We start from the raw sequence: 21,467 nt of genomic DNA, 5'->3' as shown, positions 1-21,467 counted from the left end.
CGGTTTTCCCCATGAAATTCAAAGGTTCCGACCAGTACGTCGCCACGGCCGACCTGATGCTCGCGGTCAACGCGGCGGCCGCGCTGCAGCGCCCGCTGCTGATCAAAGGCGAGCCCGGCACGGGCAAGACCATGCTGGCCGAGGAGGTGGCCGCCGCCCTCGGCATGCCGCTGCTGCAGTGGCACATCAAGAGCACCACGAAGGCCCAGCAGGGTCTGTACGAGTACGACGCCGTCAGCCGGCTGCGCGACAGCCAGCTGGCCGGCATCGAGGGCAGCGAGCGCGTGCGCAACATCGAGAACTACATCGTCAAGGGCGTGCTGTGGCAGGCCTTCGAGGCGGACCAGCCGGTCGTGCTGCTCATCGACGAGATCGACAAGGCCGACATCGAGTTCCCGAACGACCTGCTGCGCGAGATCGACCGCATGGAGTTCTACGTCTACGAGACGCGCCAGCTCGTCAAGGCGAAGCACCGCCCGCTGGTGTTCATCACCTCCAACAACGAGAAGGAGCTGCCGGACGCCTTCCTGCGCCGCTGCTTCTTCCACTACATCAGGTTCCCCGACGCCGAGACGATGAAGAAGATCGTCGACGTGCACTTCCCGACGCTCAAGAAGGACCTGCTGGCCGCCGCGCTGAAGAACTTCTACGACGTGCGCAACCTGCCCGGGCTGAAGAAGAAGCCCAGCACGTCGGAGCTGATCGACTGGCTCAAGCTGCTGGTAGCCGAAGATGTGCCGGTTGACGCGCTGCAGGCCAAGGACGACAAGGTCAGCATCCCGCCGCTGGTGGGCGCGCTGCTGAAGAACGAGCAAGACCTGACGCTGTTCGAGAAGCTCGTCTTCATGCAGCGGAACAACCGCTGATGGCGCAGGACTTCAACCGCGCGATGCGCGAAGGGCTGGCCGATGCGGCCGGCTTCGTCGGAGGCGCGCTGCTGGGCTGGTGGGCCGGCCGGCAGTTAGGCATCGACTTCGTCGCCAGCACCGACTGGAACGCCACGCAGATGCTGGGCCTGCTGCTCATCGTGGCCGGCTGCGGGCTGGGCCGCTGGGCGGCGCGCAAGGTGCTGCTGAAGGACAGGCCGTGAAGCCGGTCGAGCCCGTCACGCTGGCCGCCGGGCCCATCCGCCTCGAGCCGCTGACGCTGGACCATGTGCCCGGCCTGCAGGCCGCGGCCGCCGACGGCGAGCTGTGGAACCTGCGCTTCACCAGCGTGCCGGCGCCCAGCGAGACCACCGCCTATGTCGAAACCGCGCTGGCCGGCCAGGCCGCCGGCCACCGGCTGCCCTTCGCGGTGCTGGACGCCGCCAGCGGCGAGGTGCTGGGCTCCACCAGCTATCACGACATCGTGCCGGCCATCGAACGCGTCGAGATCGGCTACACCTGGTACGCGCAGCGCGTGCAGCGCAGCGCCGTCAACACGACGGCCAAGCTGCTGCTGCTGACGCATGCATTCGAGACGCTGGGCGCGAAACTCGTGGGCTGGCGCACCGACAACTTCAACCACGCGTCGCAGCGCGCCATCGAGCGCCTGGGCGCCCGGCGCGACGGCGTCATCCGCCATCACGCGCTGCGGCGCGACGGCACGGTGCGCGACACCGTCATGTACAGCCTGACCGCGGGCGAATGGCCGGAGGTCAAGGCGCACCTCAGCTGGCAACTGACAAGACCGAGAGCATGAGCAAACCTTCCAGGCCTTTCAACGCACCGTTTGACGTTGATGCACTGTGGGGCCTGGACCGCATCGCCGCGCCCAGCCTCAGCCCCGACGGCGCCCAGGCCGTTGCCGCCGTCACGCGCTACTCGATGGAGACCAACCAGGCGCAGTCCAGCCTGTGGCTGTTCTCCACGCTGGGTGGCGCACCGCGCCGCCTGACCGAGGCCGGCGACAAGGACGGCCAGCCGCAATGGAGCCCGCGTGGCGACCTGATTGCCTTCACCGCCCGGCGCGAGCAGGGCGGCAGCAAGGACGAGGAGGCGCAGCTCTACGTCATCGCGCCCGACGGCGGCGAGGCGCGCCGCGTGGGCCGCGTGCCCACCGGCGTGGACGCGTTCAAGTGGTTCCCCGACGGCCGGCGCATCGCCTTCGTGTCCTGGGTCTGGCCCGACCGCAAGGCCGCCGCGCAGGCCGACGCGCTGAAGGAGTTCAAGGCACGCAAGGAGACGGCCTGCGTCACCGAGGAAGCGCTGTACCGCTACTGGGACCACCACATCCCCCAAGGCCGCGTGCCGCACCTGCACGTGATGGACGTCGCCACCGGCAAGGCGCGCGACCTGTTCGAGGGCAGCGCCTGGGAGCTGGAGCGCGCCGAGCCCGACGCGACCTGCTTCGACATCTCGCCCGACGGCCGGCGCATCGCGTTCGCGTTCGACCCGGCCGCCGAGAAGCGGCTGGACAACCGCTACGCGCTCGCCGAGATCGATGTACGCACGCGCCGCGGGCAGACGCTGCTGCAGGACGCCGACTGGGATTTCTCCGTCCCGCGCTACAGCCAGTCCGGCGCGCATCTGGCGTTCCTGGCCAGCCACCAGGCGCTGGGCCACAACCAGCCGGACCGCCTGGCCGTGCTGGACCAGCGCGGAAACTGGGCCGTGTTCAGCGACGACTGGGACCACGAGGTGGCCGCACCGCTGCAGTGGACCGACGACGACCAGGCCGTGCTGTTCGCCGCCGAGGAACGCGGCCGGCGCCACCTGTGGCGCTTCGCGCTGGGCGACCGCCGCGCTGAAGCGCTGTTCGAGGGCGGCCACGTGGGCAGCTTCGCGCAGGCCGGCGGCATCACGGTCATCAACCACGATGGCATGCAGCACCCGCCGCAGCTGTCGGTGCTGGACGGCGCCGCCGCCCAGCGCATCGAGACGCTGAACGATGACCGCCTGGCCGCACACCGCTTCGGCCGGCACGAGGAGGTCACCATCACCGGCGCGCGTGGCGACGCGGTGCAGATGTGGCTGACCTACCCGCCCGGTTTCGACGCGAAGGCGAAAAAGAAGTGGCCCGTGATGCACGTCATCCACGGCGGCCCGCACACCGCGTTCGGCGACAGCTGGCACTGGCGCTGGAACCACCAGGTGTTCGCCGCACAAGGCTACGTGGTCGCGAGCGTCAACTACCACGGCTCCTCCAGCTTCGGCCACGAGTTCCTGGACAGCATCACCGGCCACTGGGGCGAGTACGAGCTGCAGGACGTGGAGGCCGGCACCGACTGGCTGCTTCAACAACGCTGGGTGGACAAGACGCGCATCGTCGCCACCGGTGGCAGCTACGGCGGCTACATGGTCGCGTGGATGAACGGGCACGTGAAGCCGGGCCGCTACCAGGCCTACGTCTGCCACGCCGGCTGCTACGACTGGCAGGCCATGTATGCCGACGACGCCTACGCCTGGCACCGCAAGGAACTGGGCGCCGCCTACTGGGACGACCCGGCCCGCGTCTCCGCGCAGAGCCCGCACACGTTCGCCAGGCACTTCAAGACGCCCACGCTGGTCATCCACGGCGCGCTGGACTACCGCGTGCCCGACGCGCAAGGCCTGGCCTACTACAACACGCTGAAATCACTGGGCGTGCCGGCGCGCCTCGTGTGGTTCCCGGACGAGAACCACTGGGTGCTGAAAGCCCGCAACAGCCGGCTCTGGTACGGCGAGTTCTTTGGCTGGCTGGCGCGGCATGCACCCCCAAGACGCTAACGCCTTCACACAGGCCGGCGCCCGGTTGCCTTTCATAATGGACGGGCCATGCTGATCCAGTTCTTCTACACGCTGCGCGCCGCCAAGCTCAAGGTGACAGTGCCCGAGTACCTGACGCTGCTGGAAGCGCTGCGGGCCGGTGTCATCGCGTCGGCCGAAGACGGCGGCGTCGCGTCCATCGACGACTTCTATCACCTGGCCCGCGCCGCCCTCGTCAAGGACGAGACCCAGTACGACAAGTTCGACCGCGCCTTCGCCGCCTACTTCAAGGGTGTGGAGATGCTGACCGACTTCACGGCCGAGGTGCCGCTGGACTGGCTGAAGAAGAACCTGGAACTGAACCTGACGCCCGAGCAGAAGGCCGCCATCGAGAAGATGGGCTGGGACGAGCTGATGGAGACGTTGAAGAAGCGCTTCGAGGAGCAAAAGGAACGCCACGAAGGCGGCAACCGCTGGATAGGCACGGGCGGCACCAGCCCGTTCGGCAACAGTGGCTACAACCCGCAGGGCATCCGCATCGGCGGCGCCGGTGGCAACAAGAGTGCCGTCAAGGTGTGGGAGCAGCGCGCCTATAAGGACTACGACGACTCGCTGGAACTGGGCACGCGCAACATCAAGGTCGCGCTGCGGCGGCTGCGCCGCTTCGCGCGCGAGGGGTCCGACCTGGAGCTGGACCTGGACGGCACCATCCACGGCACGGCCGCCAACGCCGGCATGCTGGACATCCGCATGCAGCCCGAGCGCCACAACAAGGTCAAGGTGCTGCTGCTGATGGACGTGGGCGGCACGATGGACGAGCACATCCACCGCGTCGAGGAACTCTTCAGCGCCGCCAAGGCCGAGTTCAAGCACCTGGAGTTCTATTACTTCCACAACTGCGTCTACGACTTCGTCTGGAAGAACAACCGCCGCCGCTTCGCCGAGAAGCTCGCTACCCACGACCTGATCCGCAAGTACAACCGCGACTACAAGCTGATCTTCGTCGGCGACGCGACGATGAGCCCCTACGAGATCCTGCAGGCCGGCGGCAGCGTCGAATACAACAACGACGAGCCGGGCGCCGAGTGGCTGCAGCGGCTCACGCACGCGTTCCCGAAGTACGCCTGGATCAACCCCGAGCCGCAGGGCGTGTGGCAGTACCGGCAGAGCATCGCGCTGATCCAGCAGCTGATGCAGCAGCGCATGTTCCCGCTCACCCTCTCCGGCCTCGAAGGCGCGATGCGGCTGCTCAGCAAATGACGCGTGCCCTCCTCGCCCTGCTGCTCGTGGCGGTACTGAGCGGCTGTGCGACGAAGCCCCCCGCCCCCGCCTCCCCGTCCACTGGTTCTGCGCCCGACATCCCGGCCGACGCACCGGCCGTCTACAGCCTGGACATCCGCGTCGAGAACGACGGCGACGGCCGCTTGCGCGCGCTGCTGCAGCAGCACCTGGACATCGCCCGCTACCGCGCCAGCGAGGCGGCGCTGAGCCGCGTGGAGCTGGCCCGGCTGGCGGCGGCCGCGCCGGCGCAGGCCCAGACGCTGCTGGAGACCGAAGGCTTCTTCAACGCAGCGGCCGACGTGGCCCGCGATACGGACGATGCCACCCGGCTGCGCCTCACCGTCACGCCGGGCCCGCAGGCAAAGGTGGCCAGGGTGGAGCTCGAGTTCAGCGAAGGCCTGGCCAGCGACGACGTGCCGGCGCTGCGCGAGGCGCTGCAGCGCGCCTGGCCGCTGAAGGACGGCGACGCGTTCACGCAGTCGCAATGGGCGGCCGGCAAGGGCGACCTGCTGCTGCGCGCCCGCACCGGCGGCTACCCGACGGCGCGCTGGGCCGAGACGTCCGCCCGCGTGGACCCCGACACGCAGACAGTGGAGCTGCGCCTCGTGCTGGCCAGCGGCAACCGCGCGAAGTTCGGCGAGCTGCGCATCGAGGGCCTGCAGCGCCAGACCCGCCTGTCCGTCGAACGCCTGACCGGCTTTGACCGCGGCGATCCCTACACCGAGCAGCAGCTGGCCGACTTCCAGGAGCGGCTGGCCAAGACGCAGCTGTTCGACGCCGTGCGCGTGCAGCTGCAGCCCGAGGTGGTGGACGCCGACGGCACCAGCCCCGTGCTGGTCACGCTGACCGAGTCGGCGCTGCAGCAGGCCACCGTCGCGGTGGGCTACCACGCCAACAACGGCCAGAGCATCAGCGTGGAGCACCTGCACCGCCGGCCGTTCGGGCTGTCGATGCGGGCCCGCTCCAAGCTGCAGTTGAGCCGCGACCTGCGCGGGGCGGAGCTGGAGATCAGCTCCCACCCGCAGCCCGACCTGAAGCGCAACCTCGCGTCCCTGCAGTTCGAGCAGGACCGCAGCAGCGACAAGATCGCCACCAACCTGGGCCTGCGGCTGGGCCGGCTGTACGAGTCTCCGCACGACGAGCGGCTCAGCTACGTGGAGCTGCTGCGCGCCCGCGAGACGGCCGGCACCGAGGTCAACACCAACCTGGCCGTGTCCATCAACCAGCAGTGGATACGCCGCCGGCTCGACAGCTCGCTGCTGCCCACCGACGGCCACCAGGGCCTGCTGCTGCTGGGCCTGGGCCATGTGCGCGGCGGCGGCACGGACGACAGCGGCCCCTTCGGCCGCCTGCAGCTCAAGCTGGGCTACTACAAGCCGCTGGGCGGCTGGTTCACGTCGGCCCGCGCCGAGGTGGCCCAGGTGATCGCGCGCGAGCAGGTGGGCGTGCCCGAGAAGCTGCGCTTCCTGGCCGGTGGCGACGAGTCGGTGCGCGGCTACGCGTATCACAGCCTCGGGCCGGTCGACAACGGCCTGACCGTCGGCGGCCGCGTGATGGCCACCGGCAGCCTGGAGATCGCGCGGCCCGTGCTGGCGAGCATGCCCAGCCTGTGGGGCGCGCTGTTCGTCGACGCCGGCAATGCCGCGTCGCGCTGGCAGGACTACCGGCCCGTCATCGGCGTTGGTGCCGGCGTGCGCTGGCGCAGCCCCGTGGGCCCGCTGCGCGTGGACGTCGCCCGGGCGCAGGAGACGGGCAAGTGGCGGCTGCACTTCAGCGTGGGGATCACGCTGTGAGACGGTCGCTGCGCATCGCCCGCAACGGCCTGATCGGGCTGGCCGTACTGGCCGTGCTGGTGGCCGGCTTCATCGCCTGGCTGCTGCAGCAGTCGTCCGGCAGCGCCTGGCTGCTGGCCCGGCTGCCGGGCGTGCAGGTCGAGCAGCCCGAGGGCTCGCTGATGGGTGAGTTCCGCGCCCGCCGCCTGCTGCTGACCTGGGCCGGCGGCACCGCCGAGCTGCGCGGGCTGCACTGGACGGGCCTGGGCGTCAGCCCGCGCCAGCGCGTGCTGCAGGCGCGCGAGCTGGCGGTGGACGAGGTCATCGTCCGCACGCAGCCCAGCACCGCGCCGCTGGTGCCGCCGCTGGACCTGTCGCTGCCGCTGGGCGTGCAGATCGACAAGCTGGCCATCGGCAGCCTCAGCTGGGCCGCCGACCAGCCGCCCGTGCGCGGCATCGCCGCCACGCTGGACCTGCCGCGCAGCGGCACCCATCACGTCAAGCTGACCGGCGCACGCTGGCAGCAACTGCTGCTCGCGGGCGAGGCGCGCGTCGCCAGCGCCGCGCCGCTGCAGACGGAGGCAACGCTGACGGTGCAGCAGCAGGAGGCCACCGACCTGCCCTGGCTGGCCGTGGCGGCCGTGCGCGGCCCGCTGGCCCGGCTGCAGGCCAAGGCCGAGGTGCAGGCCGCCGGGCAGACACTGAAGGCGCAGGGCGACGTGCAGCCGTTCTCGCCGTGGCCGGTCGCGGCGCTGCAGCTGCAGGCCGAGCAGTTCAACCTCGCCGCGCTGTCGGCCCTCGCCCCCGGCCTGCCCCGCACCGCGCTGACCGGCAGCGCGCGGCTGAGCGCGCCGGCGCGCGACGCCGAGGCCACGCTGCAGGCCGAGCTGCGCAACAGCGCGGCCGGCCGCTGGGACCAAGTCGCCCTGCCCGTGCAGCAGCTCAGCCTGGCGCTGGCCGGCCGGCCCGACCAGCTCACCACGCTGCGCCTGACGACGCTGGACGCCACGCTCAGCGGCGGCGCCCGCGTGCAGGGCCAGGGCCGCCGCGAGGCCGACGGCCGCTGGCAGCTGGAAGCGCGCGTGCAAGGCCTGCGTCCCGAGCAGCTGGACGCACGCGCCACGCCCGCCCGCCTGGACGGGCCGCTGGCCCTCACCGGCGGCCCCGGCCAGCCGCTGACGGCAAAGACCGACCTGCGCGGCACGCTGGAGCAGCGCCCGCTGCGCGTGCAGGCGCGCGTGCAGGGCCGCCTGCACGACCAGGGCAGCAGCTGGCAGGTCGAGGAGGCCCGGCTCACCAGCGGCGACGCCGAGCTGCAGGCCAGCGGCAGCGTCGAGGCGCCACGCGCCGGCCTGCCCGCCGTCAAGCTCAAGGCGCAAGTGCGGCAGTTCGACCCGCACCTGCTGTGGCGCGGCGCGCCTGGCTCCGCATGGGCGCGGCTGCCCGGCCCGACGCGGTTGAACGCGGACGCGACGCTGGACCTGCGCGGCAACAGCGCCGACAACGCCACCGGCACGGCCGAGGCCACGCTGCTGCCTGGCCAGTTCGGCGGCCTGCCGCTGGATGGCCAGCTCAAGCTCGCCCGCCCGCGCGCGGCCGACGCGGCCGGCTTCGACCTCGCCGCGCGGCTGGGCAGCAACCGCGTGCAGACGCGCGGCGAGGCCCGGCCCGAGGCCGTCGCGGCCGACATCAAGCTGCAGGCCGCCAGGCTGGCCGAGCTGAACCCGCTGCTGGCGCTGCTGGGCCAGGGGCCGGTGGCCGGCCAGGTGGACGGCGACGGCGACCTGCAGCTGCAGCGCGTGAAGCTGCCGGCGCCGGGCAAGCTCTCGCCCAAGACGCTGCCCGCCACCGTATGGCAGGTGGGCGGCCGCGGCAGCGCGACGCTGAAGGGCCTGAGCGCCAACGGCACGATGGTGGAGAGCGCCAAGGCCCGCTGGAGCCTGCCCGCGCCGGGCGTGGATGGCGACGCGCCGCTGTCGCTGGCGGTGGAAGCCGGCGGCGTGCGCAACGGCCAGGTGCAGCTGAAGCTCGTCAAGCTGGACCTGCAGGGCCGGCGCAGTGCCCACGAACTCAAGGCCCAGTTGGCCGGCCGCGCACCGGCCGGCGGGCAGGACGTGAACCTGGGCGCCACGCTGCAGGCCCAGGGCGACTGGAACGGCCAGGCCTGGGCGGGCCGCATCGCGCAGCTGGACATCGCGCCGCTGCGCCCCGGCACGCCGGCCACGCTGGCCGCCAGCAACATCGGCCTGCGCGTGGCGCTGGGCGACAGCGGCCCGCAGGTGACGGCCGAGCCCGGCCGTGCCGAGGTAGGCGGCGCCTTCGTGCGCTGGCAGACCCTGAGCTGGCGCGGCGGCGCGCAACCCGAGGCGCGCGCCGAGCTGCAGCTGGAGGACCTGGCCGTCGCGCCGCTGATGGCGCGCTGGCAGCCCGACTTCGGCTGGAGCGGCGACCTGCGCATCACCGGCCACGCGTCGCTGCTGCTCACCGATCGGCTCACCGCCGAGGTGCTGCTGGACCGCCAGGGCGGCGACCTGCGCGTGACCGACGAATTCGGCACGCGGCCGCTGGGCCTGACCGACCTGCGCGTGGCGCTGAACGTGCGCGACGGCGTGTGGCAGTTCGCGCAGGGCCTGTCCGGCAAGGCGCTGGGCAGCCTGGGCGGCGCGCTCTCGCTGCGGCCCGCCGGGCTGTGGCCCGAGGCCGCCACGCCCATCGACGGCGTGCTGCAGGCCAACGTGAACGACCTCGCCACCTGGGGCCGCTGGGTGCCGGCCGGCTGGCGGCTGGCAGGCCGGGCCGCCGCCACGGTGCAGATCGGCGGCAAGCTCGCCGCGCCGGACCTGACCGGCCGCGCCGACGGCGACGGCCTGGCGCTGCGCCACCTGCTGTACGGCGTGGACGTCACCGAGGGCCGCTTCGTGCTGGACCTGAAGGGCCAGCATGCCGAGCTGACCGAGCTGCAGGCCCGCGCGGGCGATGGCTGGCTGCGCGCCACCGGCCGCGCGGAGCTGGGCGCCAAGCCGGCCGCGCACATCGAGATGACGGCCGACAAGCTGCGCGTGCTGTCGCGCGTGGACCGCCGCATCGTCGCCAGCGGCAACGCCACGCTGGACCTGGACGACAAGGGCCTGAACCTCAGCGGCAAGCTGCGCGCCGACGAGGGCCTGTTCGACTTCACGCGCGCCGATGCGCCGACGCTGGCCGACGACGTCATCGTGCGCCGCGGCCCGCGCACCGCCGAGCCCACCGCACCACCCGCGCCGCAGTCGGTGCGCGGCTCCACCGTCAACGTGTCGCTGGACTTCGGCCGCGAATTCAAGGTGCGCGGCCGCGGCCTGGCGACGACGCTGCGCGGCCAGCTGCAGATCGCGCAGAAGGAGAACGGCCCGTTGCGCGTGACCGGCAAGCTCGACGCCAACGGCGGCCAGTACGCCGCCTACGGCCAGAAGCTGGAGATCGAGCGCGGCGACATCAGCTTCACGGGCTCGCTGGACAACCCGTCGCTGGACCTGCTGGCCGTGCGGCCCAACCTGGACGTGCGCGTGGGCGTCTACGTCGGCGGCACCGCGCAGGCGCCGCGCGTGAGCCTGTACGCCGAGCCCGACATGAGCGACACCGACAAGCTGTCCTGGCTGCTGCTGGGCCGCGGCCCCGACGGCCTGGGCCGCACCGACACGGCGCTGCTGCAGCGCGCCGCGCTGGCGCTCATCAGCGGCGAGGGCGAAGGCGCCACCGGCAAGGCGCTGCGCCAGCTGGGGCTGGACGAGTTGTCGCTCTCGCAGAGCGACGACGACACCCGCGCCACCATCGTGCGGCTGGGCAAGCAGATCTCGCGGCACTGGTACGTGGGCTACGAGCGCAGCCTGAACGCGACGACCGGATCGTGGCAGCTGATCTACCGCATCGCCCGGCGCTTCACGCTGCGGGCGCAGAGCGGCGACGACAACGCGGTGGACCTGATCTGGCAATGGAAGTGGAACTAGCGGCCCGGCGCCCGGCCTTGCTGCACCACGACGATCAACCCGCTGCTCCAGCCTGCTGACCGGGCGGGGCGGCGCTTCTGGTGCGCCGCCCTCGCCCCGCGCGGTGACTCAGGCGCGCAGGTCGAAGCGGTCCAGCTCCATCACCTTGACCCAGGCCGCGACGAAGTCGTCGACGAACTTGGCCGCGGCGTCGCTGCCGGCATAGACCTCCGCCAGCGCGCGCAGCTGCGCGTTGGAGCCGAACACGAGGTCGGCGACCGTCGCCGTCCAGCGGCGCTGGCCGGTCTTGCGGTCCACGCCCTCCAGCACGCCGTCGGCTGTCTTCTGCCACTTCGTGCCCATGTCCAGCAGGTTCACGAAGAAGTCGTTGGACAGCGCGCCGACGCGCGTGGTCAGCGCGCCCGCCGGGCTGCCGCCCGCGTTGGCGCCCAGCACGCGCAGGCCGGCGACGAGCACCGCCATCTCGGGCGCCGACAGCGTCAGCAACTGCGCCTTGTCGACGAGGCGTTCGGCCGCGGAGGCCTGAGGCAGCCCGGGGGCCAGGTAGTTGCGGAAGCCATCGGCCCGCGGCTCCAGCGGTGCGAAGGATTCGGCATCGGTCTGTGCCTGCGTGGCGTCCGTGCGGCCGGGGTGGAAGGGCACGGTGATGTCGGCACCCGCCTGCTTCGCGGCGGCCTCGATGGCGGCGCTGCCGCCCAGCACGATGAGGTCGGCCAGCGAGATCTTCTTGCCGCCGCTCGCCGCGGCGTTGAAGGCCTGCTGCACGGCTTCGAGCTTGGCCAGCACGCCGGCCAGTTCTGCCGGCTGATTGACGGCCCAGTCCTTCTGCGGCGCGAGGCGGATGCGCGCGCCGTTGGCGCCACCGCGGTTGTCGCTGCCGCGGAAGGTGGACGCCGACGCCCACGCGGTGCCGACGAGCTGCGCCGTCGTCAGGCCGCAGGCGAGCAGTTGCTGCTTCAGCGCAGCCACGTCGTGGTCATCGACGAGCGGATGGTCGACCGCGGGCACCGGGTCTTGCCAGATCAGCGTTTCCTGCGGCACCAGCTTGCCGAGGTAGCGCGACACGGGGCCCATGTCGCGGTGCGTCAGCTTGAACCAGGCACGCGCGAACGCGTCGGCGAACTCGGCCGGGTTGGCGTGGTAGCGGCGCGAGATCTTCTCGTAGGCCGGGTCGAAACGCAGCGCCAGGTCGGCGGTGGTCATCATCGGCGCATGGAACTTCGTCGGGTCGTGCGCGTCGACGACCGTGTCGCTGCCCGCGCCGCCCTTGGGCCGCCACTGGTGGGCGCCGGCCGGGCTCTTCGTCAGTTCCCAGTCGTACTTGAACAGCGTGTCGAGATAACCCATGTCCCAGGTCGTCGGGTTGGGTTTCCAGGCGCCCTCGATGCCGCTGGTGATGGTGTGGCCGGCCATACCGGACGCGTAGCTGCTCTTCCAGCCCAGGCCCTGGTCGAGGATGTCGGCGCCCTCGGGCTCCTTGCCGACATGACTGGCCGGGCCCGCGCCGTGCGCCTTGCCGAAGGTGTGGCCGCCGGCCACCAGCGCCACGGTCTCCTCGTCGTTCATCGCCATGCGAGCGAAGGTGTCACGGATGTCGCGCGCCGACAGCAGCGGGTCGGGGTTGCCGTCCGGCCCTTCCGGGTTCACGTAGATCAAGCCCATCTGCACGGCGGCCAGCGGGTTGGCCAGGTCGCGCTCACCGCTGTAGCGGCCGCCGGGCTTGTCGCTGGTGGCCAGCCATTCGGCCTCGGGGCCCCAGTCGATGTCGGCTTCGGGCTCGTAGATGTCGGCCCGGCCACCGCCGAAGCCGAAGGTCTTGAAGCCCATGGATTCGAGCGCGACGTTGCCGGTCAGGATGAACAGGTCGGCCCACGACAGCTTGCGGCCGTACTTCTGCTTGATGGGCCACAGCAGGCGGCGGGCCTTGTCCAGGTTGCCGTTGTCGGGCCAGCTGTTCAGCGGCGCGAAGCGCTGGTTGCCGGTGTTGCCGCCACCACGGCCGTCGGAGGTACGGTAGGTGCCGGCCGCGTGCCAGGCCATGCGGATGAAGAACGGGCCATAGTGGCCGTAGTCGGCGGGCCACCAGTCCTGCGAGTCGGTCATCAGCGCCTGCAGGTCGCGGACGACGGCATCCAGGTCCAGCGTCTTGAACTCGGCTGCGTAGTCGAAGGATGCGCCCATCGGGTTGCCGCGCGGCGAATGCTGGTGCAGCACGCCCAGGTCGAGTTGGTTGGGCCACCAGCGCTGGTTGCCCCTGGCGGCAGGCTTGGCGTGGGCGCCCGAGAACGGGCAGTGAGATTCGGACATGGGAGTCTCCTCGGGGGGATGAACAGAGCCAGGGCAGTCTAGGAGTCGGTCCATGAGGGATCAACGCAATCCTGCCAATGGCAGCGATAGCGAGAAATGCGTGCCGACGATGCCGTTCACCGTTGCCAGCCGGAGATCTCTGCCGGCAGACCGGACCTGCCCAGCTGCCCTCGCACGCCCGACCCAGCAGCGGCGCCATGAGAGAATGCGCGCCCTCGCACCGCCGTCACGGCGGGCGAGACGGCACTCTCCGTAGTTCAATGGATAGAACGGCCGCCTCCTAAGCGGCAGATACAGGTTCGATTCCTGTCGGAGGGACCAAGGCTGGCACGGCGCATGGCTGAAGGTCCAAACGCACCGGCCGCATAAGCATCCCCGCTTTCCTTCGTTCCGCGCAGAAGCGCCGATCCCTATCGTGCAAGGCCTGAACACATGCAGGCCACCATGCACATCACCAGCATCTCCGGCAGTCCCAGCGAACGCTCGCGATCGGCGTGGCTGACACAGTTCGCGCTGACGCGGCTGGAAGGCGTGGCCACGCGCAGCGAGCACATCGCCGTGCGCGAGCTGCCGGCCGGCGCGCTGCTGAACGCCGACGCGCAAGACCCCGCCATCGCCCGCGCCATCGATGCGCTCAGCGGCGCCGGCCTCGTCATCGTCGGCACGCCCATCTACAAGGCCGCCTACTCGGGGCTGCTGAAGGTCTTCCTGGACCTGCTGCCGCCCGACGCGCTGCGCGGCAAGACGGTGCTGCCGCTGGCCACCGGCGGCAGCCCGGCCCACCTGCTGGCACTGGACTACGCGCTCAAGCCCGTGCTGTCGGCCCTCGGCGCCCGCTACGTGCTGGATGGCGTGTTCGCCACCGACGCGCAGCTGCAGCGCCATGAGGCGGGCGGTTATGTGCCCGACCCCGACCTGCTCGCGCGGCTGGACCGCGCGCTGCAACCGCTGCTGCCTGCCGCGCGAATGCGCAGCGCCGCGGAGCCGTTCGACTGTCGGCGCTGAACCCCTCACAACGCAGTACCTCTTGTCTCCTCGCCTCCCGGACGGGAACGGCGACTTCTTCCCGGCGCTCGGGCGCGGATCGGGTGTGACCGAGCGCCGGGATCTTTTTTGCACAGGACAAACACATGCTCTCCTTCCGCTCCCTCTTCCGCCTGGCCGCGCCACTGCTGGTGGCCGCCATCAGCCTGCAGGCGTCCGCGCAGACGACGCTGCGCATCGGGTTCCAGAAGTCCGCCAGCCTGCTGACCTACCAGAAGTCCAGCGGCTCGCTGGAGAAGAAGCTCAGTCCGCTGGGCGTGGCGGTGAAGTGGGTGGAATTCCCCGCCGGCCCGCAGCTGCTGGAAGGCCTGAACGTCGGCGCCGTTGACGTGGGCTTCGTCGGCGAGGCGCCGCCCATCTTTGCGCAGGCCGCCGGCGCCCGCTTCGTCTACATCGGCTTCGACCCCGCCGCGCCCGAGGCCGAGGCCATCGTCGTGCCCAGGGACTCGGGCATCAAGACCGTCGCCGAGTTGAAAGGCAAGAAGGTCGCGCTGAACAAGGGCAGCAACGTGCACTACCTGCTCGTGAAGGCACTGGAGAAGCAGGGCCTGAAGTTCAGCGATGTGCAGGCCGTCTACCTGCCGCCGGCCGACGCACGCGCCGCCTTCGAGCGCGGTGCGGTGGATGCCTGGGTGATCTGGGACCCCTTCCTCGCCGCCGTCGAAAAGCAGAGCGGCGCCCGCCTGCTGCAGGACGGCCGCGGCCTCGTCAACAACTACGCCTACTACCTGGCCGAGCGCGGTTACGCCGAGAAGCAGCCACAGGTCATCCAGGCGCTGTTCGAGGACACGCAGGCCCAGGCCGTGGCGCTGAAGGCCAACGTCAAGGCGGCGGCCGCCGTCATCGCGCCGCTGCAGGGGCTGGAGCCCGAGGTCGTCGAGAAGAGCCTGACGCGCTACCAGTTCGGCGTGAAGCCGCTGACCGCCGCCGTGGCCGCCGAGCAGCAGAAGATCGCCGACACCTTCCACGCGCTGGGCCTGATCCCCAAGCCCATCCGCGTGGCGGACGCGCTGCCAGGCAGCGTCAAGCTCGCCGAGGCCGGCAAGTGAGCTCGCCCGCGCCGCGGCTTGCCGCCATCGCCCTCATCCTCGCCACCACGGCGGCACTCTGGCAGCGCGAAGGGCTGCGCGTCCGGGTGCCGGGAGCGCCCGCATGAAGATCTTCTGGTTCATCCCCACCCACGGCGACAGCCGCTACCTCGGTAGCTCGCCCGGCGCGCGCGTGGCCGACCACGCCTACTTCAAGCAGATCGCCATCGCCGCCGACAGCCTCGGCTATGAAGGCGTGCTGCTGCCCACCGGCCGCTCCTGCGAGGACTCGTGGATCGTCGCGGCCAGCCTCATCGACGCGACCAGGCACCTCAAGTTCCTCGTCGCGCTGCGGCCCGGGCTGGTGGCGCCGTCGCAGAGCGCGCGCATGGCCGCCACGCTGGACCGGCTGTCGGGTGGGCGCCTGCTCGTCAACCTCGTGACCGGCGGCGACCCGGACGAGCTGGCCGGCGACGGCCAGTTCCTCGGCCATGCCGAGCGCTACGAGCAGTCGGCCGAGTTCATCCGCATCTGGCGCGAACTGATGAGCCGCTCGCACGACGGCACGCCGCTGGACTTTGAAGGCCAGCACCTCAGCGTGAAAAGCGGCAAGGTGCTGTACCCGCCCATCAACAAGCCCTACCCGCCGGTGTTCTTCGGCGGGTCCTCAGGCCCGGCACACGACCTCGCCGCCGAACAGGTGGACACCTACCTGACCTGGGGCGAGCCCCCCGCCGACGTCGCGAAGAAGCTCGCCGACGTGCGCGAACGCGCCGCGGCCAAGGGCCGGCAGCTGCAGTACGGCATCCGGCTGCACGTCATCGTGCGCGAGACGGAGGACGAGGCCTGGCGCGCGGCCGCCGAGCTGGTGTCGCAGCTGGACGAAGCCACAGTCGCCACCGCCCAGGCCAAGTTCAAGACGATGGACTCGGTCGGCCAGCGCCGCATGGCCGAGCTGCACGGCGGCCAGTTCGACAAGGCCAACGTGCGCGCCGGCCTGGAGATCGCGCCCAACCTGTGGGCCGGCGTGGGCCTGGTGCGCGGCGGCGCGGGCACCGCCCTCGTCGGCAATCCGCAGCAGGTGGCGGACCGCATCAAGGAGTATTCCGACCTCGGTCTGGAGTACTTCATCCTCAGCGGCTACCCGCATCTGGACGAGGCGCACCGCTTCGCAGAGCTGGTATTCCCTCTGCTGCCGCTGGGCGTGCGCGAGAAGCTGACAGCGCCGGCGCTGACCGGGCCGTTCGGTGAGGTCGTGGCGAACAGCTACGTGCCCAAGGCCGTATCGGCGAGCTGACGCATGCTGAAGCGCCTCACCCCCTGGCTGCTGCCCGCGGCCATCCTCGTCGCGTGGGAGATCGCGTCGCGCACGGGCTGGCTGTCGGCGCGCATCCTGCCGGAGCCCGCCGCCGTGGCCACCGCGTTCTGGACGCTGCTGCGCTCCGGCGAGCTGGCGCATCACGTCGGCGTCAGCGCGGCGCGCGCGTTCTCGGCACTGGCCGTCGGCGGCGGGCTGGGTCTGGTGCTGGGCCTGCTGACCGGCACCTGGCGCCACGCCGAGGCGTTGCTGGACACGACGCTGCAGATGCTGCGCAACATCCCGGCGCTGGCGCTGATCCCGCTGGTCATCCTGTGGTTCGGCATCGACGAGGCCGCCAAGCTGGTGCTGGTCGCCGTGGGCGTGTTCTTCCCGGTCTACCTGAACACCTTCCACGGCATCCGCAACGTCGACCGCGACCTCATCGAGATGGCGCGCAGCTACGGCCTGTCGGGCTGGCAGTTGTACCGGCAGGTCATCCTGCCCGGCGCGCTGCCGTCCATCCTCGTCGGCCTGCGCTTCTCGCTGGGGCTGATGTGGGTGCTGCTCATCGTCGCCGAGACGCTGTCGGCGCAGGCCGGCATCGGGTACCTGACGATGAACGCCCGCGAGTTCCTGCAGACCGACATCGTGCTGGTGGGCATCCTGCTGTACGCGCTGCTGGGCAAGCTGGCCGACGTCGTCGCCCGCGCGCTGGAGCGTGCGTGGCTGCCCTGGCACCGAGGCTATGCGAGCGAAGGAACCTGACGATGTGGCTCACCGAGTTCGACACCCCCGTGCTGCCGCGTGACGCCGTGGCCAACGATCCCCCTGCCCGCGACACCTCGCACGGCCTGGCGCTGACGCTGCGCGGCGTCGACAAATCCTTCGGCACGCGTCATGTGCTGCAGGCACTGGACCTGAACATCGCGCCCGGCGAGTTCGTCGCGCTGGTGGGCCGCAGCGGCTGCGGCAAGAGCACGCTGCTGCGCCTCATCGCGGGGCTGGACGCGCCCAGCGCCGGCCACGTCGACGCCGGCGCGGCGGATGAACGCCGGCTGATGTTCCAGGACGCGCGGCTGCTGCCGTGGAAGCGCGTCGTCGACAACGTCGCGCTGGGGCTGGCGGGCCGCGACGCCAGGGCCCGCGCGATGGAAGCGCTGGCCCAGGTGGGCCTGGCCGGCCGTGGCGACGACTGGCCGGCGACGCTCTCGGGCGGCCAGCGTCAGCGCGTGGCGCTGGCCCGCGCGCTGGTGCACCGCCCGCGCCTGCTGCTGCTGGACGAGCCGCTGGGCGCGCTGGATGCGCTGACGCGCCTGGAGATGCACCGCCTCATCGAGCAGCTGTGGCAACGCCACGGCTTCACGGCGCTGCTGGTGACGCACGACGTCGCGGAGGCCGTCGCGCTGGCCGACCGCGTGCTGCTCATCGACCGCGGCGGCATCGCGCTCGACGCGACGGTCACGCTGCCCCGCTCGCGCTCACGCGCAGCGCCGGGCTTCGCGGAGCTGGAAGACCGGGTGCTGCGGCACATCATCGGGCACCCAACAACCGCCTAGGCCTGTTAACACTGCGGGAGTAGGCCGCGAAGGCCCGCCGCCAGGGGCCAATCAAGGCGCGGCGCGCAGCCCGCATTGATATGCGGGCAAGCGGTGCAACGCAGAGTGGCCCCTGGCGGCGGGCCTTCCCTTCGGGTTGAGGCCATAAAGCCCGCGCGCGGCGTTGCAAATCCTCGCCGGGTATCGAACCCGGCTGCGGTTTGCGCCTTGCTCGCGGGCTTTCTGGCCTCAACGCGGCCGGCTCCCGCAGTGTTAACAGGCCTAACGCCGCATCAGCTTCCACACCCGCGGCACCACCAGCACCGCGGCCAGCAGCACCAGCAGGCCCTGCGACAGCGGCCGCTCGATGAACACGCTCCAGCTGCCGCTGCCGATGGACAGCGCGTTGCGGCCCTGGGCTTCGGCCAGGGGGCCGAGGATCATGCCGACGACCACCGGCGCGGTCGGGAAGTCGAAGCGCCGCATGACGACGCCCACCAGCCCCAGGCCCAGCATCAGGAACAGGTCGAACGCGCTCTGGCGCATGCCGTACACGCCCACGGTCGCGAAGATCAGGATGCCCGCGTACAGCTGCGGCTTGGGGATCTTCAGCAGCTTCACCCACAGGCCCACCAGCGGCAGGTTCAGCACCAGCAGCATCACGTTGCCGATGTACAGCGACGCGATCAGCGCCCACACCAGCGCCGACGACGTGGTGAACAGCTGCGGGCCCGCCTGGATGCCGTAGTTCTGCAGCGCGCTCAGCAGGATGGCCGCCGTCACCGACGTCGGGATGCCCAGCGTGAGCAGCGGCACCAGCGTGGCCGTCACGGCCGCGTTGTTGGCCGCCTCGGGGCCGGCCACGCCTTCGATGGCGCCGGTCGTGCCGAACTCGTGCTTGTGGTCGCTGAGCTTGCGCTCGGTGGCGTAGCTGAGGAAGGTGGGGATCTCCGAGCCGCCGGCCGGGATGGTGCCGAACGGGAAGCCGATGACCGTGCCGCGCAGCCAGGCCGGGATGGAGCGCTTCCACTCCGTCTTCGTCATGTGCACGCTGCTGAGCTTGTTGATCTCGGACTTGCTGCGCCCCTCGTACAGCGCCATGTAGAGCGTCTCGCCGACGGCAAACAGGCCCACGGCCACCAGCACGGTCTCGATGCCGTCCATGAACTCGGGCACGCCGCCCGTGTAGCGCACTTGGGCCGTGATCTGGTCCAGCCCGATGAGGCCCAGGGCCAGGCCGATGAACAGCGCCGTCATGCCGCGCAACGTGCTCTTGCCCAGCACGGCGCTGACGGTCGTGAACGCCAGCAGCATCAGCAGGAAGTACTCCGGCGGGCCCAGCGTGACGGCGAAGTCCGCCACGACCGGCGCGAACAGCGTGACCAGCACCGTTGCCACCGTGCCGGCGACGAACGAGCCGATGGCCGCCGTGGCCAGCGCCGCGCCGGCGCGGCCGCTCTTGGCCATCTTGAAGCCCTCCAGCGCCGTCACCATCGTGCCGGTTTCACCGGGCGTGTTGAGCAGGATGGAGGTGGTGGAGCCGCCGTACATTGCGCCGTAGTAGATGCCGGCGAAGAAGATCATCGACGCGGTCGGCTCGACCTGCGACGTGATCGGCAGCAGCATGGCCACCGTCACGGCCGGGCCCAGGCCCGGCAGCACGCCGATGCCGGTGCCGATGACGCAGCCGAGGAAGGCCCACAGCAGATTGATGGGCGTGCCGGCGGCGGCAAAGCCGCCCATCAGCTGGTTCCAGAGATCCATCATGATCGGCCGCTCCTCACAGCCAGCCGCTGGCCGTCAGGCCCGGCAGGTTGATGGCCAGCAGCTTGCTGAACATCCAGAACACCGGCGCCGCGATGGCCACGCCGGTCAGCAGGTCGATGGCGCTCTGCTTCGCGGCACCACCCGGCTTGCCCTCGGCCATGCGCAGCCCGCGCACGGCCAGCGCAAAGCACAGGCCGCAGGCCAGGATGAAGCCTATCGTCGTGATGAGGCTGGCGTTGGCGACGACGCCGCCCACCACCCACGCCACGGCGCGCCAGTCGCCGCGTTCGGCGCCGGACGGCGCCTCCATCTCGCGATAGCCGCCCGTGCGCGCCTCCCACACCAGCCAACCGCCGCACAGCATCAGCACCACGGACACCAGCCACGGCAGCGCGTTGGGCCCCACGCCGGCATAGCCGGCATCGGACGGGATGAACGTGGCGCCGAACGCCATGACGGCGCCGACGATGAGGACGCCAAGGCCGACAAGCGTCTGGCTGGCGGTGGAAGGATTCACGCTGCTCATGGAGCCGCCTCCGTGTTTGTATTGGGCCGAGCGCCGGGCCGCCCCAAGCCGGCCCGTCTGGCGATGTGCTTGGCGGTCGATCCGCCAAGCATCGCCGTCCCCTCGGGGGCTGAGGCCGGACACATTGAGCCCAGTGGGCTCAATGTGCCTGCCGAAGCGCTGCGGCCCAGGCCGCAGCGCGGTCCCGACTGGACCCGCCCGCGTTCAGCGCGGCGGGGCCAGGCGAGGGGCTTCAAATCATTCCGCTCTTCACCATGATGGCGCGCAGCGTCGCGAACTCGCGGTCGACGAAGGCATCGAACTCGGGGCCGGCCAGCAGTGCCGGTGTCCAACCGTTCTTGTCGATGGACTCGGCCCAGCTCTTGCTCTTGGTGGCCGCCACGACGAGGTCGGTCAGCGCCTTGCGCTGCTCGGGCGTGATGCCCGGCGGCGCATACACGCCGCGCCAGTTGCCGATCTCGACGCTGATGCCCAGCTCCTTCAGCGTCGGCGCGTTCACGCCCTTCAGGCGCTCCGGCGACGTGACCGCCAGCGCGCGCATCTTGCCGCTTTCGAGATACGGCTGGAACTCGCTGAAGCCGCTGCCGCCGATGGTGACGTTGCCGCCCAGGATGGCCGCCGTCGCCTCGCCGCCGCCGCGGAACGGCACGTAGTTGATCTTGGCCGCATCCACGCCGACGTCGCGCGCGATCATGGCCGCCGCCACATGCTCGGTGGCGCCGCGCGAGCCGCCGCCCCACTTGACGCTGCCGGGGTCCTTCTTCAGCTGCTCGATGACGTCCTTCATCGTCTTCAGCGGCGACGCCGCGTGGACGACGAACACGTTGTACTCGCTGATGAGGCGGGCGATGGGCGTGGCCTGCGACAGGCTCACCGGCGGCTTGCCGGTGATGATGCCGCCCAGCATGACGGCACCCATCACCAGCAGCGCGTGCGGGTCGCCCTTGCTGGCGTTGACGAACTGGGCCAGCCCCAGCGCACCGGCGGCACCGCCCTTGTTCTCGAACTGCACGGACGACGCGACGCCCGCGTCCTGCAGTGCCTTGCCGAGCGCACGGCCCGTGGTGTCCCAGCCGCCGCCGGGGTTGGCGGGGATCATCATCTTCATGGGCACGCCGGCCGCGCTGGCACTCAGCGGCAGCGCGCCGGTGGCAGCCAGCGCCGCCAGGGACTTGAGGAAGGTGTCGCGACGCATGGTTGTCTCCTTTGACGTCATCAGTGAACTCGCGGGCCGAGCGCCGGGCCGCTCCCAAGCC

16 protein-coding genes and 1 tRNA gene are annotated in these 21,467 nt (G+C 71.1%); 13 read left to right on the top strand and 4 right to left on the bottom strand.

Going from position 1 to position 21,467, the window contains the following annotated elements; all coding sequences use genetic code 11:
* Window positions 1–11 precede the first annotated feature (11 nt).
* Genes ACG04Q_RS10635 through ACG04Q_RS10605 form a run of 7 tightly spaced genes read left to right on the top strand, consistent with a single transcriptional unit; the run spans window position 12 to window position 10,704 of the window.
* Window positions 12–866 carry an AAA family ATPase gene (locus ACG04Q_RS10635; RefSeq protein ID WP_394510891.1) on the top strand — a complete coding sequence of 285 codons (855 nt, stop codon included), beginning with the start codon at window positions 12–14 and terminating at the stop codon, window positions 864–866.
* Window positions 866–1,090 carry a hypothetical protein gene (locus ACG04Q_RS10630; protein WP_394510890.1) on the top strand — a complete coding sequence of 75 codons (225 nt, stop codon included), beginning with the start codon at window positions 866–868 and terminating at the stop codon, window positions 1,088–1,090. The genes ACG04Q_RS10635 and ACG04Q_RS10630 overlap by 1 nt, the downstream gene beginning before the upstream one ends.
* Complete coding sequence (locus ACG04Q_RS10625; protein WP_394510889.1) at window positions 1,087–1,683, top strand: GNAT family N-acetyltransferase; 597 nt, start codon at window positions 1,087–1,089, stop codon at window positions 1,681–1,683. The genes ACG04Q_RS10630 and ACG04Q_RS10625 overlap by 4 nt, the downstream gene beginning before the upstream one ends.
* Window positions 1,680–3,689, top strand: coding sequence for a S9 family peptidase (locus ACG04Q_RS10620; RefSeq protein ID WP_394510888.1), 2,010 nt, complete (start codon window positions 1,680–1,682; stop codon window positions 3,687–3,689). The genes ACG04Q_RS10625 and ACG04Q_RS10620 overlap by 4 nt, the downstream gene beginning before the upstream one ends.
* 48 nt (window positions 3,690–3,737) lie before the next feature.
* Window positions 3,738–4,928, top strand: a complete 1,191-nt coding sequence (locus tag ACG04Q_RS10615; RefSeq protein WP_394510887.1) for a vWA domain-containing protein — start codon at window positions 3,738–3,740, stop codon at window positions 4,926–4,928.
* Entirely contained in the window at window positions 4,925–6,742 is a 1,818-nt protein-coding gene (locus ACG04Q_RS10610) for an autotransporter assembly complex protein TamA (RefSeq protein WP_394510886.1), read from the top strand. The genes ACG04Q_RS10615 and ACG04Q_RS10610 overlap by 4 nt, the downstream gene beginning before the upstream one ends.
* On the top strand, window positions 6,739–10,704 hold the full coding sequence (locus tag ACG04Q_RS10605) for a translocation/assembly module TamB domain-containing protein (protein WP_394510885.1): 3,966 nt from the start codon (window positions 6,739–6,741) through the stop codon (window positions 10,702–10,704). The genes ACG04Q_RS10610 and ACG04Q_RS10605 overlap by 4 nt, the downstream gene beginning before the upstream one ends.
* A gap of 108 nt (window positions 10,705–10,812) precedes the next feature.
* Here ACG04Q_RS10605 and katG read toward each other — a convergent pair whose 3' ends face one another.
* A complete protein-coding gene (gene katG, locus ACG04Q_RS10600) occupies window positions 10,813–13,011 on the bottom strand; it encodes a catalase/peroxidase HPI (RefSeq protein ID WP_394510884.1) in 2,199 nt (732 codons plus the stop codon).
* Window positions 13,012–13,257: 246 nt separating this feature from the next.
* Here katG and ACG04Q_RS10595 point away from each other — a divergent pair.
* The 6 genes from ACG04Q_RS10595 (at window position 13,258) to ACG04Q_RS10570 (ending at window position 17,939) form a co-directional block, all read left to right on the top strand.
* Window positions 13,258–13,332: transfer RNA gene (locus tag ACG04Q_RS10595), tRNA-Arg, on the top strand.
* A gap of 123 nt (window positions 13,333–13,455) precedes the next feature.
* Window positions 13,456–14,016, top strand: coding sequence for an NADPH-dependent FMN reductase (ssuE, locus tag ACG04Q_RS10590; RefSeq protein ID WP_394510883.1), 561 nt, complete (start codon window positions 13,456–13,458; stop codon window positions 14,014–14,016).
* A gap of 125 nt (window positions 14,017–14,141) precedes the next feature.
* Window positions 14,142–15,104 (top strand): sulfonate ABC transporter substrate-binding protein, encoded by a 963-nt coding sequence (locus ACG04Q_RS10585; protein WP_394510882.1) that lies wholly within the window; start codon window positions 14,142–14,144, stop codon window positions 15,102–15,104.
* Between the two features lie 103 nt (window positions 15,105–15,207).
* Window positions 15,208–16,380, top strand: a complete 1,173-nt coding sequence (gene ssuD, locus ACG04Q_RS10580; protein WP_394510881.1) for an FMNH2-dependent alkanesulfonate monooxygenase — start codon at window positions 15,208–15,210, stop codon at window positions 16,378–16,380.
* A gap of 3 nt (window positions 16,381–16,383) precedes the next feature.
* Window positions 16,384–17,148 carry an aliphatic sulfonate ABC transporter permease SsuC gene (gene ssuC / locus ACG04Q_RS10575; protein WP_394510879.1) on the top strand — a complete coding sequence of 255 codons (765 nt, stop codon included), beginning with the start codon at window positions 16,384–16,386 and terminating at the stop codon, window positions 17,146–17,148.
* Window positions 17,149–17,150: 2 nt separating this feature from the next.
* Window positions 17,151–17,939: an ATP-binding cassette domain-containing protein gene (locus ACG04Q_RS10570; RefSeq protein ID WP_394510878.1), complete on the top strand. Its 789-nt coding sequence runs from the start codon at window positions 17,151–17,153 to the stop codon at window positions 17,937–17,939.
* Between the two features lie 261 nt (window positions 17,940–18,200).
* Here the strand turns inward: ACG04Q_RS10570 and ACG04Q_RS10565 are convergent, their stop codons facing one another.
* The 3 genes from ACG04Q_RS10565 to ACG04Q_RS10555 all read right to left on the bottom strand — a co-directional run bounded on the left by ACG04Q_RS10565 (window position 18,201) and on the right by ACG04Q_RS10555 (window position 21,406).
* Window positions 18,201–19,682, bottom strand: coding sequence for a tripartite tricarboxylate transporter permease (locus ACG04Q_RS10565; protein WP_394511344.1), 1,482 nt, complete (start codon window positions 19,680–19,682; stop codon window positions 18,201–18,203).
* A gap of 16 nt (window positions 19,683–19,698) precedes the next feature.
* Window positions 19,699–20,211 carry a tripartite tricarboxylate transporter TctB family protein gene (locus ACG04Q_RS10560; RefSeq protein ID WP_394510877.1) on the bottom strand — a complete coding sequence of 171 codons (513 nt, stop codon included), beginning with the start codon at window positions 20,209–20,211 and terminating at the stop codon, window positions 19,699–19,701.
* Between the two features lie 232 nt (window positions 20,212–20,443).
* Window positions 20,444–21,406 carry a tripartite tricarboxylate transporter substrate binding protein gene (locus tag ACG04Q_RS10555; protein WP_394510876.1) on the bottom strand — a complete coding sequence of 321 codons (963 nt, stop codon included), beginning with the start codon at window positions 21,404–21,406 and terminating at the stop codon, window positions 20,444–20,446.
* Between the last annotated feature and the right edge of the window lie 61 nt (window positions 21,407–21,467).

Source organism: Pelomonas lactea (genome assembly GCF_043555885.1).
In the GTDB taxonomy this organism is placed as follows: domain Bacteria; phylum Pseudomonadota; class Gammaproteobacteria; order Burkholderiales; family Burkholderiaceae_C; genus Pelomonas; species Pelomonas lactea.
The sequence above is the reverse complement of the archived record's forward strand: the minus strand, read 5'-3'. Positions and strand labels throughout refer to the sequence as shown.